Annotated in this window: 10 protein-coding genes and 1 tRNA gene; all 11 read left to right on the top strand. The window is 71.0% G+C overall.

Annotation, left to right across the window (positions count from 1 at the left end; genetic code table 11):
- Positions 1 to 296: 296 nt before the first annotated feature.
- The 11 genes from dnaA to BMX65_RS33150 all read left to right on the top strand — a co-directional run bounded on the left by dnaA (position 297) and on the right by BMX65_RS33150 (position 15,406).
- The gene (gene dnaA / locus BMX65_RS05890) at positions 297 to 2,384 is read left to right on the top strand and encodes a chromosomal replication initiator protein DnaA (protein WP_074999058.1); all 2,088 of its coding nucleotides are present in this window, start codon (positions 297 to 299) and stop codon (positions 2,382 to 2,384) included.
- 1,371 nt (positions 2,385 to 3,755) lie between these two features.
- A complete protein-coding gene (gene dnaN / locus BMX65_RS05885) occupies positions 3,756 to 4,886 on the top strand; it encodes a DNA polymerase III subunit beta (RefSeq protein ID WP_019356754.1) in 1,131 nt (376 codons plus the stop codon).
- Between the two features lie 291 nt (positions 4,887 to 5,177).
- Positions 5,178 to 6,116: a phosphogluconate dehydrogenase (NAD(+)-dependent, decarboxylating) gene (gene gnd / locus BMX65_RS05880; protein WP_074999057.1), complete on the top strand. Its 939-nt coding sequence runs from the start codon at positions 5,178 to 5,180 to the stop codon at positions 6,114 to 6,116.
- A 9-nt stretch (positions 6,117 to 6,125) separates the two neighbouring features.
- Positions 6,126 to 7,241, top strand: coding sequence for a DNA replication/repair protein RecF (recF, locus tag BMX65_RS05875; RefSeq protein WP_074999056.1), 1,116 nt, complete (start codon positions 6,126 to 6,128; stop codon positions 7,239 to 7,241).
- Positions 7,238 to 7,825, top strand: a complete 588-nt coding sequence (locus tag BMX65_RS05870) for a DciA family protein (protein ID WP_074999055.1) — start codon at positions 7,238 to 7,240, stop codon at positions 7,823 to 7,825. The genes recF and BMX65_RS05870 overlap by 4 nt, the downstream gene beginning before the upstream one ends.
- A 262-nt stretch (positions 7,826 to 8,087) precedes the next feature.
- Positions 8,088 to 10,193 carry a DNA topoisomerase (ATP-hydrolyzing) subunit B gene (gene gyrB, locus BMX65_RS05865; protein WP_074999054.1) on the top strand — a complete coding sequence of 702 codons (2,106 nt, stop codon included), beginning with the start codon at positions 8,088 to 8,090 and terminating at the stop codon, positions 10,191 to 10,193.
- A gap of 67 nt (positions 10,194 to 10,260) precedes the next feature.
- Entirely contained in the window at positions 10,261 to 12,873 is a 2,613-nt protein-coding gene (gene gyrA, locus BMX65_RS05860; protein ID WP_074999053.1) for a DNA gyrase subunit A, read from the top strand.
- 18 nt (positions 12,874 to 12,891) lie between these two features.
- Complete coding sequence (locus BMX65_RS05855; protein WP_074999052.1) at positions 12,892 to 13,479, top strand: DUF3566 domain-containing protein; 588 nt, start codon at positions 12,892 to 12,894, stop codon at positions 13,477 to 13,479.
- A gap of 81 nt (positions 13,480 to 13,560) precedes the next feature.
- A tRNA-Ile gene (locus BMX65_RS05850) sits at positions 13,561 to 13,634 on the top strand.
- Positions 13,635 to 13,911: 277 nt separating this feature from the next.
- Positions 13,912 to 15,168 carry a YhjD/YihY/BrkB family envelope integrity protein gene (locus BMX65_RS05845; RefSeq protein ID WP_074999051.1) on the top strand — a complete coding sequence of 419 codons (1,257 nt, stop codon included), beginning with the start codon at positions 13,912 to 13,914 and terminating at the stop codon, positions 15,166 to 15,168.
- Positions 15,169 to 15,271: 103 nt separating this feature from the next.
- Entirely contained in the window at positions 15,272 to 15,406 is a 135-nt protein-coding gene (locus BMX65_RS33150; RefSeq protein WP_019356762.1) for a DLW-39 family protein, read from the top strand.
- Positions 15,407 to 15,443: the final 37 nt, after the last annotated feature.

Raw genomic sequence — 15,443 nt, 5'->3', positions numbered from 1 at the left:
GCAGCCGTCGACACTCGACCTGGTTACGGTACGCGTGCCCACACCACCCGGTCAAACCGGGCCCGACGGGGCCCGGCCACCCACCGGACAGCCACCGGGTGGCGACTCGACTACTGCAGTCGTGCACAGCCTGTGGACAACGACTTGAACGGGGCAGGTCTGCGTGACTACCGTGGCCGAACTTCCTTTCCTTCCCGACCGTCCCGAGAAACATGCATTCGTGGGACCGGGTCGGTCACCGGACGACCGTCACCCACCGAGTGACCCGTCACCCAGCGAGTGAGAGAGCGTGCCCCGTGGCTGACCTACCTGCCGATCTTGCCGCAGTGTGGCCACGGGTGCTGGAGCAGCTCCTGCGCGAGGGGCAGGGCGTCGAGGCGAAGGACCAGCGCTGGCTGCGGGACTGCCAGCCGCTCGTCCTGGTCTCCGGTACGGCACTGCTCGGCGTACCGAACGAGTATGCGAAAGGCGTGCTGGAGGGCCGGCTCGCCCCGCTGATCACCGAGGCTCTCGGCCGTGAGTGCCAGCAGCCCATCCGGCTGGCGATCACGGTGACGGGCCCGGCACCCGAGGCCACCCCGCCCGCTCCCGCCATCCCCTCACCCACGCCGCCCCCGGAGCAGCAGACTCCGCTCCCGCAGGGACAGCCACCCCAGCAGCACCAGCAGGCACCCCAGCAGCAGGGACAGAGCCAGCCCCAGGGACCGGCGCAGCCACAGGGGCAGGGACAGCCACAGGCCCATGCGCAGCAGGAGCGGTACGGCCAGGAGCACTACACCGACGAGCGGTACCCCGACGACCGCTACGACCAGTACGACCAGTACGACGGCCGGGACGTCCCCGGCGCCCGCTCCGCTTATCCCGCGGACTACGCGCGCAGCGCCCTCCCCTCCAGCGGCCCCGGATCGCCCGCCGCCCCGCCCGCGTCCTGGCCGCAGCCGCGCGAGCCGTACCCTCCGCAGCAGCACCGGTCCTACGACCCGCAGCAGGGCTACGACCAGCAGTCGTACGAGCAGCAGCCCTACGAGCAGCAGGGCTCCGGCTACGACTCCCCGCAGGGCTACGAGCGCGGCGGCGGTCAGAGCTATGAGCGCGGCGGCCAGGGCTACGACAGTGGACCCGGCGGGCCCGGCTACCAGGGCGGCCCGGCCGGGCAACGGAACCAGGGCTACGACCAGCAGTCGTTCGAGGCGTACGAGCCGCAGCACCAGCAGCGCCCCCGTCCCCAGGTGCCGCCCCAGGGCCGGCCCCCCGCGCCGCACTACGACAGCCCCGCACAGCTACCGGCGCCCAGCGGAGCGCCCGGGCCGCTGGCCGCGCAGCCCGCCCCCGCCACCGGGCCGGGGGAGCCGACGGCGCGGCTGAACCCGAAGTACCTCTTCGACACCTTCGTGATCGGCGCCTCGAACCGGTTCGCGCACGCGGCGGCCGTCGCCGTGGCGGAGGCGCCGGCCAAGGCGTACAACCCGCTGTTCATCTACGGCGAGTCCGGGCTCGGCAAGACGCACCTGCTGCACGCGATCGGCCACTACGCGCGCAGCCTCTACCCGGGCACGCGGGTGCGCTACGTCAGCTCGGAGGAGTTCACCAACGAGTTCATCAACTCCATCCGGGACGGCAAGGCGGACGCCTTCCGCAAGCGCTACCGCGACATGGACATCCTGCTCGTCGACGACGTCCAGTTCCTGGCGGACAAGGAGTCGACGCAGGAGGAGTTCTTCCACACCTTCAACACCCTGCACAACGCCAACAAGCAGATCGTGCTCTCCAGCGACCGGCCGCCAAAGGCGCTGGAGACGCTCGAGGACCGGTTGCGCAACCGCTTCGAGTGGGGCCTGATCACCGACGTCCAGCCCCCAGAGCTGGAGACGCGGATCGCGATCCTCCGCAAGAAGGCGGTACAGGAGCAGCTCAACGCGCCGCCCGAGGTGCTGGAGTTCATCGCGTCGCGCATCTCGCGCAACATCCGGGAACTGGAGGGCGCCCTGATCCGGGTGACGGCCTTCGCCAGCCTCAACCGGCAGCCGGTCGACCTCGGGCTGACCGAGATCGTGCTGAAGGACCTGATCCCCGGTGGCGAGGACGCGACCCCGGAGATCACCGCACCCGCCATCATGGCCGCGACGGCGGACTATTTCGGGCTGACGGTGGACGACCTGTGCGGCTCTTCGCGCAGCCGGGTCCTGGTCACAGCACGGCAGATCGCGATGTATCTGTGCCGGGAGCTGACCGATCTGTCGCTGCCGAAGATCGGTGGGCAGTTCGGCGGCCGCGACCACACCACCGTGATGCACGCCGATCGCAAGATCCGCGCCCTGATGGCCGAGCGGCGCTCCATCTACAACCAGGTCACGGAGCTGACCAACCGCATCAAGAACGGCTGACCGAGGGCTGCCCGGAGCCGCCCCGGCCCGACGGGGCGGCTGTCCGCCGGTGCCGTCCCGCCCGGTGCCGTCCCGCCCGGTGCCGTCCCGCCCGGTGCCGTCCCGCCAGTGCCGTCCCGCCAGTGCCGTCCCGCCAGTGCCGTCCCGCCAGTGCCGACAGCGGCGCTCCCGGACACCCACCGCCGTCCGGCTCCGCCACCCCGCCCGCGGCATGCCGGGCCCGTCGGCATGCGCCTGTCCGCACTGCTCACGCTCCCTCTGACCGGACTCCCGGCAGCAGCAGCGCGTCCGGGCCGATCACCGGCGGACGGCAACGCCCGGTCGGGCACCGAGGCACCGAGGCACCGAGGCACCGAGGCACCGGCAGAGAGCACATCGCTCCCTGCGCCGACCGCCCAGTCGCCGCGCACATGCCACGCACAGGCGCCCGACCGCTACCAGCCGCCTCGCCCCTACCCGTCGCTCCCCAGTCGCTCCAGTACCGCTCCGGCACCGCACCCCCGAAGCCGGACACCGGGCAACTGGCGGCTCCCGGCCTCCCGCGGACGGCTCACGGCCCCCGGCGACGGCTCGGCGAACGGCTCCGCGAACGACCGTGCGGCCGGCCCACAACTGAGGACAACTCTCCGAAGGCTGCTCGCTGTTCGAATCGTGGCGTGCGAGGTACTGGAATCCACAGCAGTGAGCGGTTTACCGCTTCCACACCCTGGGGACTCTTCTCGTTGTCCCAAGGGCGTCCACAACCACCCTGCCGTGGAAGAGGTTTGCCGAGGTCATTCGGCTGTGGACTTGTGGGTGCACGTTGTCCACATGGTGTGGAGGGGGATGCGCCCCGGGGACGGAGCCCCCGGGTTGTCCACCGGCTGCCCACAAGATGCGGCGTCTTATCCCCAGTGAGCGGCCGCTTCTCCACAGATCTGTCCACTGTTCGGCAACTCAACGCGCCCCCTCACCGGTCCGAGTGAAAGCCGTCACATCCAGGGCGAGGTTTGGGCTGTGGGAAAGCCGGGGAAAGCTGTGGGCGGAGCTGTGGGGAAACCCCCTCGCCCTGTGGGCGGGGTGTGCAGAACTTTTCGCCATCCACAGCGAGCCCCGCTTCCTCCACCGGTCCGCCCACAGGCGCGGTGGACAAAATTTCCCGGCTGAGCTGCGGAAACGTGCTTTTCCACCGTTTCCACAAGCCCTACTACTACGACCACACAGAGAGAGCCCGGGATTCGCTTCGAAGTGGGGGCTGTGCACAACTCGGCGCCGCGCGCTCCGGACCGCACCGCACCGACTTGACCCGCACCCGCGCCCGCTGTCAGTCGGGTACGTCAGACTGGTGCCCGGCAAAGCACGAGCAGAGGCAGCAGCAGGAGGCGGCTGAACGTGAAGATCCGGGTTGAACGCGATGTGCTCGCGGAGGCGGTGGCCTGGACGGCCAAGAGCCTCCCCGCCCGCCCGCCGGTGCCCGTGCTCGCGGGCCTGCTGTTGAAGGCGGACGACGGCACACTGAGCCTCTCCGGCTTCGACTACGAGGTCTCGGCGCGGGTCTCGGTGGAGGCGGAGGTCGAGGAGGACGGCACGGTGCTGGTCTCCGGCCGACTGCTGGCCGACATCTGCCGCGCCCTCCCCAACCGTCCGGTGGAGATCTCCACAGACGGTGTACGGGCGACCGTCGTCTGCGGCTCCTCGCGGTTCACCCTGCACACCCTCCCTGTGGAGGAGTACCCGGCGCTGCCCGAGATGCCGTCCGCGACCGGCACCGTCCCGGGCGAGGTCTTCGCCGCGGCGGCCCAGCAGGTCGCCATCGCGGCCGGGCGGGACGACACCCTGCCGGTGCTCACCGGTGTGCGCATCGAGATCGAGGGCGACACCGTCACGCTGGCCTCCACCGACCGGTACCGCTTCGCGGTGCGCGAGTTCCTGTGGAAGCCCGAGACGCCGGACGCCTCGGCGGTGGCCCTGGTGCCCGCCAAGACGCTGCTGGACACGGCGAAGTCCCTGAACGGGGGCGACAGTGTCACGCTGGCGCTCTCCGGCTCCGGCTCCGGTGAGGGCCTGATCGGTTTCGAGGGCGCCGGGCGGCGGACGACGACCCGGCTGCTGGAGGGCGACCTGCCCAAGTACCGCACGCTCTTCCCGACGGAGTTCAACTCCGTCGCGGTGATCGAGACGGCACCGTTCGTGGAGGCCGTCAAGCGCGTGGCGCTCGTCGCCGAGCGGAACACCCCGGTGCGGCTGAGCTTCGAGCAGGGCGTGCTCACCCTGGAGGCCGGTTCCAGCGACGATGCACAGGCTGTGGAGCGGGTCGACGCGGACCTGGACGGCGACGACATCTCGATCGCCTTCAACCCGGGCTTCCTGCTGGAGGGGCTGAGCGCCATCGACTCGCCGGTGGCCCAGCTCTCGTTCACGACCTCGACCAAGCCCGCCCTGCTGAGCGGCCGGCCGGCCAAGGACGCCGAGGCGGACGAGGCGTACAAGTACCTGATCATGCCGGTCCGCCTCTCCGGCTGAGGACCGCCCGCCCGAGGCCGCACCTCGCGGCGGCGGTCGGAAGCGGCCCCGGCCCGTGCCTCTGTCCGTGCCTCTGTCCGTGTCCCGATCTGTGTCTCAGCCCGGGGCCGGACCACAGTCCGAGGCCGAGCCCGCGGCCCGGCGCCGCGGCCGCGCAGGGCCCGGGGTCCGGTCCCGCGCCCCGCGCGGGCGGCGTGCCCCGGACCGCCGTACCGCCGCGCCGAACAGGGGTGCGGCAAGGCGTAGGGTCGAATGCGTACGAAACTGCGGAAACTCAGCTAAGGGGCAGTGATGGAGCTCGGTCTGGTCGGTCTCGGGAAGATGGGCGGGAACATGCGCGAGCGCATCCGCCGCGGGGGCCACACGGTCATCGGGTACGACCGGAATCCGGACATCTCCGATGTGGACAGCATCGAGGAGCTGGTGGGCTCGCTCAGCGCACCCCGCGTCGTGTGGGTGATGGTGCCGGCGGGCGCGGCGACCCAGTCGACCGTCGACCAGCTCGGCGAGCTGCTCTCGCCCGGTGACCTGGTCGTGGACGGCGGCAACTCGCGCTGGACCGACGACGAGAAGCATGCCGAGGAGCTGCGGGCCCGGCAGATCGGGTTCGTGGACTGCGGCGTCTCCGGCGGCGTGTGGGGCCTGGAGAACGGCTACGCGCTGATGTACGGCGGCTCCGACGAGGACGTGGCGAAGGTGCAGCCGGTCTTCGACGCGCTCAAGCCCGCGGGCCGGTTCGGCTCGGTGCACGCGGGGAAGGTCGGTGCGGGCCACTTCGCGAAGATGGTCCACAACGGCATCGAGTACGCGATGATGCAGTCCTTCGCGGAGGGCTGGGAGCTGCTGGAGGCCGCGGACTCGGTCACCGACGTGCGCGAGGTCTTCCGCTCCTGGCAGGAGGGCACCGTCATCCGCTCCTGGCTGCTGGACCTGGCCGTCAAGGCGCTGGACAGCGACGAGCACCTGGACGCGCTGCGCGGCTACGCGGCGGACTCCGGCGAGGGCCGCTGGACGGTGGAGGCCGCGATCGACAAGGCGGTGCCGCTGCCGGCGATCACCGCGTCGCTGTTCGCGCGGTTCTCCTCCCGGCAGGAGGACTCCCCGCAGATGAAGATGATCGCCGCACTGCGCAACCAGTTCGGCGGGCACGCGGTCACGGCCGCGGACAAGGCCGGTGAGAAGGGCGCGGACGCACCGGGTGCCGACGTCACGCCGCCCGCGGGAGGCTGACGCCGGCCGATGCACGTCACGCATCTCTCGCTCGCCGACTTCCGCTCGTACACCCGGGCCGAGGTGCCGCTGGCACCGGGTGTGACGGCGTTCCTCGGGCCGAACGGCCAGGGCAAGACGAATCTGGTGGAGGCCGTCGGCTATCTCGCCACGCTGGGCAGCCACCGGGTCTCGGCGGACGCGCCGCTGGTGCGGCAGGGTGCCGAGCGCGCCGTGGTCCGTGCCGTGGTGCGGCAGGACGAACGTGAGCAGCGGATCGAGCTGGAGCTGAATCCGGGCCGGGCCAACCGGGCGCGGATCAACCGCTCGTCGCAGGTGCGGCCCCGGGATGTGCTGGGCATCCTGCGCACGGTGCTGTTCGCGCCGGAGGACCTGACGCTGGTCAAGGGCGATCCGGGCGAGCGCCGCCGCTTCGTGGACGAGTTGGTGACGGCCCGCGCGCCGCGGATGGCGGGGGTGCGGTCGGACTACGAGCGGGTGCTCAAGCAGCGCAACAGCCTGCTGAAGTCGGCCGCGATGGCCCGGCGGCACGGCGGACGCGGGGTGGATCTGTCCACGTTGGACGTGTGGGACCAGCATCTGGCGCGGGTCGGCGCGGAGTTGCTGGCGCAGCGGCTGGATCTGCTGGCGGTGCTGGGGCCGCTGGCCGACAAGGCGTACGAGCGGCTGGCGCCGGGCGGCGGCCCGGTGGCGCTGGCGTACCGGGGGCCGGTGACGGGCGCCTCCCGGGAGGAGCTGTACGCGGGTCTGGTGGCGGCGCTGGGCGAGGCGCGCAAGCAGGAGATCGAGCGCGGGGTGACGCTGGTCGGCCCGCACCGCGACGATGTGCTCCTGCGGCTGGGCGAGTTGCCCGCGAAGGGGTACGCCAGTCACGGCGAGTCCTGGTCGTTCGCGCTGGCGCTGCGGCTGGCCGCCTACGAACTGCTCAAGAGCGAGGGGCACGAGCCGGTGCTGGTACTGGACGACGTCTTCGCCGAGCTGGACGCCAGGCGCCGGGCCCGGCTGGCGGAGCTGGTGGCTCCGGCCGAGCAGGTGCTGGTGACCGCGGCGGTGCCGGAGGATGTGCCTCAGGTGCTGTCGGGCGCCCGGTTCGCGGTGGCCGACGGGGAGGTGGCGCCGCTGTGAGCGAGCAGCCGGAGGCGGCGGGCGGTACCCCCGAGCCGGGCGGTACGGGCGAACGGGGCGAGCCGGGCGGCGGCACGCCGCCCGCACCGAGCGGGGTGGATCTGGCGCGGGTCGCGCTGCGTGCGGCCAAGGAGCAGGCGCGGGCGCGGGGTGCCGAGGCGCAGCAGCGCCGGCAGGCCCGCCGGGGCGGCGGACTGCGCTCGGGCGCGCGGCGCGACGGCCGGGATCCGCTGCCGCTGGGTGCTGCCGTCAGCAGGCTGATCGCGGAGCGCGGCTGGGAGACCCCGGCGGCGGTCGGCGGGGTGATGGGGCGCTGGCCGCAGCTTGTGGGGCAGGAGGTGGCGCAGCACTGCGAGCCGCAGCGGTACGACGAGGAGGAGCGCACGCTGCTGGTGCGCTGCGACTCGACGGCCTGGGCGACGCAGTTGCGGCTGCTGGCGCCGCGGCTGGTGGCACGGCTGAACGAGGACCTCGGCCAGGGCACCGTGCGGATGATCAAAGTGCGGGGTCCGGAGGCCCCGCGCAAGGGGTACGGCCCGCTGCGGGCGCCCGGCAGCAGGGGTCCGGGCGACACGTACGGGTGAGCTCGTGAGCGGCCCGGTCGCGGTGTGTGTACGGACTGGAACAGCCGGATACGGATCGAAGCGCTCAGTGCCACTGTGAGGCTCCTGGCCCCCCGGTCCAGATATGGGGAGTCGATGGACGCCAGTTCAGGGCGCCACATGTGGACTCAGGCACCGGCAAACCCCCATTCACGTTGCGGCCACCGGTACACTGGGGGACTACCGCACCGTTGCGGAACATGTCGAACGACGCAGCCGCTCCGCCTTGCCTTGGAGACGGCCTGTGCTGTGCCAGAAAGGGCGCTTCGTGGCCGATTCCGGCGATCTCAACGAGAACGACAACACGACTCCGCCGCAGTCCGCGGAGGAACCCCCGAACCACGGCGAGGGCGCCGGTCCGGACCCCGCGGGCGGCGGCGCTGCTGCGGCGTCGTCCGGCGCCGAGGGGTCGTCGTACGACGCGAGCGCGATCACCGTCCTGGAGGGGCTGGACGCGGTCCGCAAGCGTCCCGGTATGTACATCGGGTCGACCGGTGAGCGTGGCCTTCATCACCTGGTGTACGAGGTGGTCGACAACTCGGTCGACGAGGCGCTCGCCGGGCACGCGGACACCATCGACGTGGCGCTGCTCGCCGACGGCGGGGTGCGGGTGACCGACAACGGGCGCGGCATCCCGGTGGGCATCATCCCCTCCGAGGGGAAGCCGGCCGTCGAGGTCGTGCTGACGGTGCTGCACGCGGGCGGCAAGTTCGGCGGCGGCGGCTACGCGGTCTCCGGCGGTCTGCACGGCGTGGGCGTCTCCGTGGTGAATGCGCTGTCCAGCAAGGTCGCCGTCGAGGTCAGGACCGACGGCTACCGCTGGACCCAGGACTACAAGCTGGGCGCGCCGACGGCTCCGCTGTCGCAGAACGAGGCCACGGACGAGACCGGCACCGTGGTCACCTTCTGGGCCGACGGGGACATCTTCGAGACGACGGACTACTCCTTCGAGACGCTCTCGCGGCGGTTCCAGGAGATGGCGTTCCTCAACAAGGGGCTGACCATCTCGCTGACCGACGAGCGCGAGGGCCACGTCGACGAGGAGGGCCGGCCCAACACGGTCCGGTACCACTACGAGGGCGGTATCGCGGACTTCGTCCGCTACCTCAACTCGCGCAAGGGCGAACTGGTCCACGACACGGTGATCGACTTCGAGGCCGAGGACACCGAGCGGATGCTCTCGGTCGAGATCGCGATGCAGTGGAACAGCCAGTACAGCGAGGGGGTGTACTCCTTCGCGAACACCATCCACACCCACGAGGGCGGCACCCACGAGGAGGGCTTCCGGGCCGCGCTGACCGGGCTGATCAACCGCTATGCGCGGGACCGCAGGCTGCTGCGCGAGAAGGACGACAACCTCACCGGTGAGGACATCCGCGAGGGCCTGACGGCGATCATCTCCGTCAAGCTGGGTGAGCCGCAGTTCGAGGGCCAGACGAAGACGAAGCTGGGCAACACCGAGGCCAAGACCTTCGTCCAGAAGATCGTCCACGAGTATCTGACCGACTGGCTGGACCGGAACCCGAACGAGGCCGCGGACATCATCCGCAAGGGCATCCAGGCGGCCACGGCGCGGGTCGCCGCGCGCAAGGCGCGGGACCTGACCCGGCGCAAGGGGCTGCTGGAGACGGCGTCGCTGCCGGGCAAGCTCTCGGACTGCCAGTCCAACGACCCGGTGAAGTGCGAGATCTTCATCGTGGAGGGCGACTCGGCGGGCGGTTCGGCCAAGTCGGGCCGCGACCCGGAGTACCAGGCCATCCTGCCGATCCGCGGCAAGATCCTGAACGTGGAGAAGGCGCGGATCGACAAGGTCCTGCAGAACGCCGAGGTGCAGGCGCTGATCTCGGCGTTCGGCACGGGTGTGCACGAGGACTTCGACATCGAGAAGCTCCGCTACCACAAGATCATTCTGATGGCGGACGCCGATGTCGACGGCCAGCACATCAACACGCTGCTGCTGACGCTGCTCTTCCGCTTCATGCGGCCGCTGGTGGAGGCCGGGCACGTCTTCCTGTCCCAGCCGCCGCTCTACAAGATCAAGTGGAGTCGGGACGAGTACCAGTACGCGTACTCCGACCCGGAGCGCGACAGCCTCATCCAGCTCGGCCGCGAGCAGGGCAAGCGCATCAAGGACGACTCGGTGCAGCGCTTCAAGGGCCTGGGCGAGATGAACGCGGACGAGCTGCGTGTCACCACCATGGACATCGAGCACCGCGTCCTGCGCCAGGTGACGCTGGACGACGCGGCCGCGGCCGACGACCTGTTCTCCATCCTCATGGGGGAGGACGTCGAAGCCCGCCGCTCGTTCATCCAGCGCAACGCCAAGGACGTCCGCTTCCTCGACATCTGACGTCGGCCCCTGGCCGCCGTGCCGGGACCCGAAGCGCCGCACACAGACAAGGACTTGATCTTTCACCATGGCCGACGAGACCCCCACCACACCCGAGCCGACGCCCGAGAACGCCCCCGCGCCCGACAGCGCGCTGGTGGACACCGAGGCGGGTGCCCGCGTCGAGCCCGTCAGCCTCGAGACGGAGATGCAGCGCTCCTACCTCGACTACGCGATGAGCGTGATCGTGAGCCGCGCGCTGCCCGACATCCGGGACGGCCTCAAGCCGGTGCACCGGCGCGTGCTGTACGCGATGTACGACGGCGGGTACCGCCCCGAGAAGGGCTACTACAAGTGCGCCCGCGTCGTCGGCGACGTCATGGGCACCTACCACCCGCACGGTGACACCTCGATCTACGACGCGCTGGTGCGGCTGGCGCAGCCCTGGTCGATGCGGATGCCGCTGGTCGACTCCAACGGCAACTTCGGCTCGCCGGGCAACGACCCGGCCGCCGCCATGCGGTACACCGAGTGCAAGATGGCGCCGCTGGCCATGGAGATGCTCCGGGACATCGACGAGGAGACCGTCGACTTCCAGGACAACTACGACGGCCGCAACCAGGAGCCGACGGTCCTGCCGGCGCGTTTCCCCAACCTGCTGATCAACGGCTCCGCCGGGATCGCCGTCGGGATGGCCACCAACATCCCGCCGCACAACCTGCGGGAGGTGGCCGCGGGCGCCCAGTGGTTCCTCGACCACCCCGAGGCGTCCAACGAGGAGTTGCTGGAAGCCCTCATCGAGCGGATCAAGGGCCCGGACTTCCCCAGCGGCGCCCTGGTGGTGGGCCGCAAGGGGATCGAGGAGGCGTACCGCACCGGGCGCGGCTCGATCACCATGCGGGCCGTGGTGGAGGTCGAGGAGATCCAGGGCCGCCAGTGCCTGGTCGTCACGGAGCTGCCCTACCAGGTCAACCCGGACAACCTCGCGCTGAAGATCGCCGACCTGGTCAAGGACGGCCGGATCGGCGGGATCGCCGACGTCCGCGACGAGACCTCGTCGCGGACCGGGCAGCGGCTGGTCATCGTCCTGAAGCGGGACGCGGTCGCCAAGGTCGTCCTCAACAACCTCTACAAGCACACCGATCTGCAGACCAACTTCGGTGCGAACATGCTGGCACTGGTCGAGGGCGTGCCGCGCACCCTGTCGCTGGACGCCTTCATCCGGCACTGGGTCGCGCACCAGATCGACGTCATCGTGCGCCGCACCCGCTTCCGGCTGCGCAAGGCCGAGGAGCGCGCCCACATCCTGCGCGGTCTGCTCAAGGCGCTGGACGCGATCGACGAGGTCATCGCGCTGATCCGGCGCAGCCAGACCGTCGAGGAGGCCCGCGGGGGCCTGATGGGCCTGCTGGACATCGACGAGATCCAGGCCAACGCGATCCTGGAGATGCAGCTCCGCCGGCTGGCCGCGCTGGAGCGGCAGAAGATCACCGCCGAGCACGACGAACTCCAGCTCAAGATCGACGAGTACAACGCGATCCTCGCCTCGCCCGAGCGGCAGCGGCAGATCATCGGCCAGGAGATGGGCCAGATCGTCGAGAAGTACGGCGACGACCGGCGCACCAAGCTGATCCCCTTCGAGGGCGACATGTCCATCGAGGACCTGATCGCCGAGGAGGACATCGTCGTCACGATCACCCGTGGCGGCTACGTCAAGCGCACCAAGACCGACGACTACCGGGCGCAGAAGCGCGGCGGGAAGGGGGTGCGCGGGACGAAGCTGAAGGAGGACGACATCGTCGACCACTTCTTCGTCTCGACCACCCACCACTGGGTGCTGTTCTTCACCAACAAGGGCCGCGTCTACCGGGCCAAGGCGTACGAGCTGCCGGACGCCGGCCGCGAGGCGCGCGGCCAGCACGTGGCCAACCTGCTGGCCTTCCAGCCCGACGAGCAGATCGCGGAGATCCTCGCCATCCGGGACTACGACGCCACCCCCTACCTGGTGCTGGCCACCAAGTCGGGGCTGGTCAAGAAGACCCCGCTCAAGGACTACGACTCGCCCCGCTCGGGCGGCGTCATCGCGATCAACCTCCGTGAGATGGAGGACGGCCGCGACGACGAGCTGATCGGCGCCGAACTGGTCTCGTCCGACGACGATCTGCTGCTGGTGAGCAGGAAGGCGCAGTCGATCCGCTTCACCGCGACCGACGAGGCGCTGCGCCCGATGGGCCGAGCCACCTCCGGTGTCAAGGGGATGAGTTTCCGCGAGGACGACGAACTCCTCTCGATGAATGTCGTGCGGGCGGGTACGTTCGTCTTCACGGCCACTGACGGCGGGTACGCGAAGCGGACGGATGTGGACGACTACCGGGTCCAGGGCCGCGGCGGGCTCGGCATCAAGGCCGCCAAGATCGTGGAGGACCGGGGATCGCTGGTCGGCGCGCTGGTGGTCGAGGAGACGGACGAGATCCTCGCCATCACGCTCGGCGGCGGGGTGATCCGCACGCGGGTCAACGAGGTGAGGGAGACCGGCCGTGACACCATGGGCGTTCAACTGATCAACCTGGGCAAGAAGGACGCGGTGGTCGGCGTCGCACGCAACGCCGAGGCCGGTCGCGAGGCCGAGGAAGTGGAGGCCGCGGCGGGTACCCCCGACGAGGGGGAGCAGCAGGACGCGCCCGACCCGGATGACGACTAGGACAACTAGGAGCAGGGCGTGAGTGGTGCTCAGCCGCAGCCGAAGGCGCAGCAGCAGGCAAAGCCCCCGTCCCCGGCCCAGCCGCAGACCGAGCAGCAGCCGCACCGGCCGCCGCAGGCGTATCCGTCTCCGGACCCGGGCCGGGCCGGCCCGGCGGACCGGCCGGAGCACTCCGGCCGGTCCGGGGGCTCCGACACCGTGCGCAAGCCCCGTACCGGGGCGCGCACGGTGCCGCGGACGCGCAAGGCCCGGCTGCGGGTGGCCAAGGCCGACCCGTGGTCGGTGATGAAGGTCAGCTTCCTGCTGGCGGTGGCGCTGGGCGTCTGCACCATCGTGGCGATCGCGGTGCTGTGGATGGTGATGGACGCGATGGGTGTCTTCTCCAGCATCGGCGGCACGGTCAGCGAGGCCACCAGCGCGGAGGGCAGCAGTGGTTTCGACCTGGAGACGTTCCTCTCGCTGCCCCGCGTCCTGCTCTTCACCTCCCTGATCGCCGTGATCAACGTCGTCCTGGCCACCGCGCTGGCCACGCTGGCGGCGTTCGTCTACAACCTCTCGGCCGGCTTCGTCGGCGGTGTCGAGCTCACCCTCGCGGAGGACGAGTAGGCCCCGCCGCGGTCCCGCTCCGGCTGCCCGGGAACCGATTTGGGACCACGGCTGAAGTGCGCTAACCTTTCTGTGCAGCGCGCGGCTATAGCTCAGACGGTTAGAGCGCTTCCCTGATAAGGAAGAGGCCCCAGGTTCAAGTCCTGGTAGCCGCACAGCGACGGAAGGCCCGGCCCCTCGGAAGAGGCGCCGGGCCTTCCGCTTTTCGACTGCGTCCTCGGCACGTCCTCGGCACGTCCACGGCGCCCTCGGTCCGGTTGCCCTCTCGTCCGGCTGTCCCGCCGGGTTCGCGCGGCCGGTACCCCTCCGGGGGCGGACGGCGCGTGAGCGGGACCGCACACTGCGACGTTTGGTCCCGTCCCTGGTCTGGTACCGGTAGCCCCGTCCTGCTGTCGGCGCCGCTGGGCGCCTCCTGGCGAGCGGAGCGCTGCGATGACCGGACCCGATCCGGAGACCGGCCCGGAGCCCGACCGGCCCGAGTCCGAAGCGGAGGCGGATGCGGAGGCCGGACGTGGAGCCGAACCCGGGCTCGACGGCGGCCCCGAGCCCGACGGCGGCCCCGCGCACGTCCCTGAGCCCGACGGCGGCCCCCCGCGCGGCCCCGCGCACGACAACGGCCCCGGCGACGCCCCTGCAAACGGTACCGAGCCGGGGCCCGAGGCCGGACGTGGAGCCGGGACCGCGGGCGCCGAGGCCACCGGCGCCGAGGCCGCGGATGCGGAGGCCGCAGCCGGACGGCTGCCCACCGGGCCGCCGCACCCGCGCAGCGGGACGCTCGGCCAGACGCTCAAGCGCACCGCGGCCGAGTTCAAGGAGGACGGCCTCACCGACGTGGCCGCCGCGCTCACCTACTACGCGGTGCTGTCGGTCTTCCCCGCACTGATCGCGCTGGTCTCGCTGATCAGTCTGGTGATGAGCCGCGAGAAGATCGTCGACACCCTGAACGACCTGGTCGACACGATCGGTCCGGCGTCCGCCGCCGAGACGTTCAAGAAGCCGATCGAGTCCATGGCCTCCTCCGGCTCCGGCACCCCGTCGGTGCTGCTGGCCGTCGGTGTCCTGGGGGCGCTGTGGACGGCCTCGGGGTACGTCGGCGCCTTCGTCCGGGCCTCGAACGTCATCTACGAGGTGCAGGAGGGTCGCCCCTTCCGCACGCTGCGCCCCGTGCAGCTCCTGGTGACCGCCGCCGCGGTGCTGCTCATGGCGGTGGTGCTGGTCGGATTGGTGGTCAGCGGCCCGGTGGCGGAGCGGACCGGGAAGGCGCTGGGCGTCGGGCACGCGGCGGTGACCGCCTGGGAGTGGGCCAAGTGGCCGGTGCTGGTACTGGTCGTCGTGGTGATCGTCGCCGGGCTGTACTACGCCGCGCCCAACGTGCGGCTGCCCGGGCCCTCCGCGGTGCTGCCGGGGGCCGTGCTGGCGCTGGGGGTCTGGCTGGTCGCCTCCGCCGGCTTCGCCTTCTACGCGGCGAACTTCGGCTCGTACAACGAGACGTACGGGACGCTCGGCGGGGTCGTGGTCTTCCTGGTGTGGCTGTGGCTGACCAATCTGGCCGTCGTGCTCGGTGCCGAGTTCAACGCCGAGCGGGAGCGCGGCCGGCAACTGGCGGCCGGGGTGCCGGGCGCCGAGCGGCGGATCCAGTTGGCGGAGCGTTCCGCCGCCGCGCGGAAGAAGCGTGCGCGGACGGTCTGAGCGCGCGTCGGGGTGGGCGGGCCGACCCGGCTGTCGGAAGAGGTGGTTGGGTATCATCGGCCGCCTAAGAGGTCCCAATGTCTAAGAAGGACGAGGTAGCGCGGTGAAGAAGCTTTTCCTGGTCGCACTGGCCGCCATCGGCGGTCTCCTCGTGTACCGCCAGATCCAGGCGGATCGCGCCGAGCAGGATCTGTGGACGGAGGCGACCGACTCCGTGCCCGCAGGTTCGGGCGTGTAGCCCCAGCGAACAGCAACGAGAGGCCCTGGCCGCCGAC

This window comes from Streptomyces qinglanensis (assembly GCF_900111245.1).
Taxonomy (GTDB): Bacteria; Actinomycetota; Actinomycetes; order Streptomycetales; family Streptomycetaceae; genus Streptomyces; species Streptomyces qinglanensis.
The sequence above is the reverse complement of the archived record's forward strand: the minus strand, read 5'-3'. Positions and strand labels throughout refer to the sequence as shown.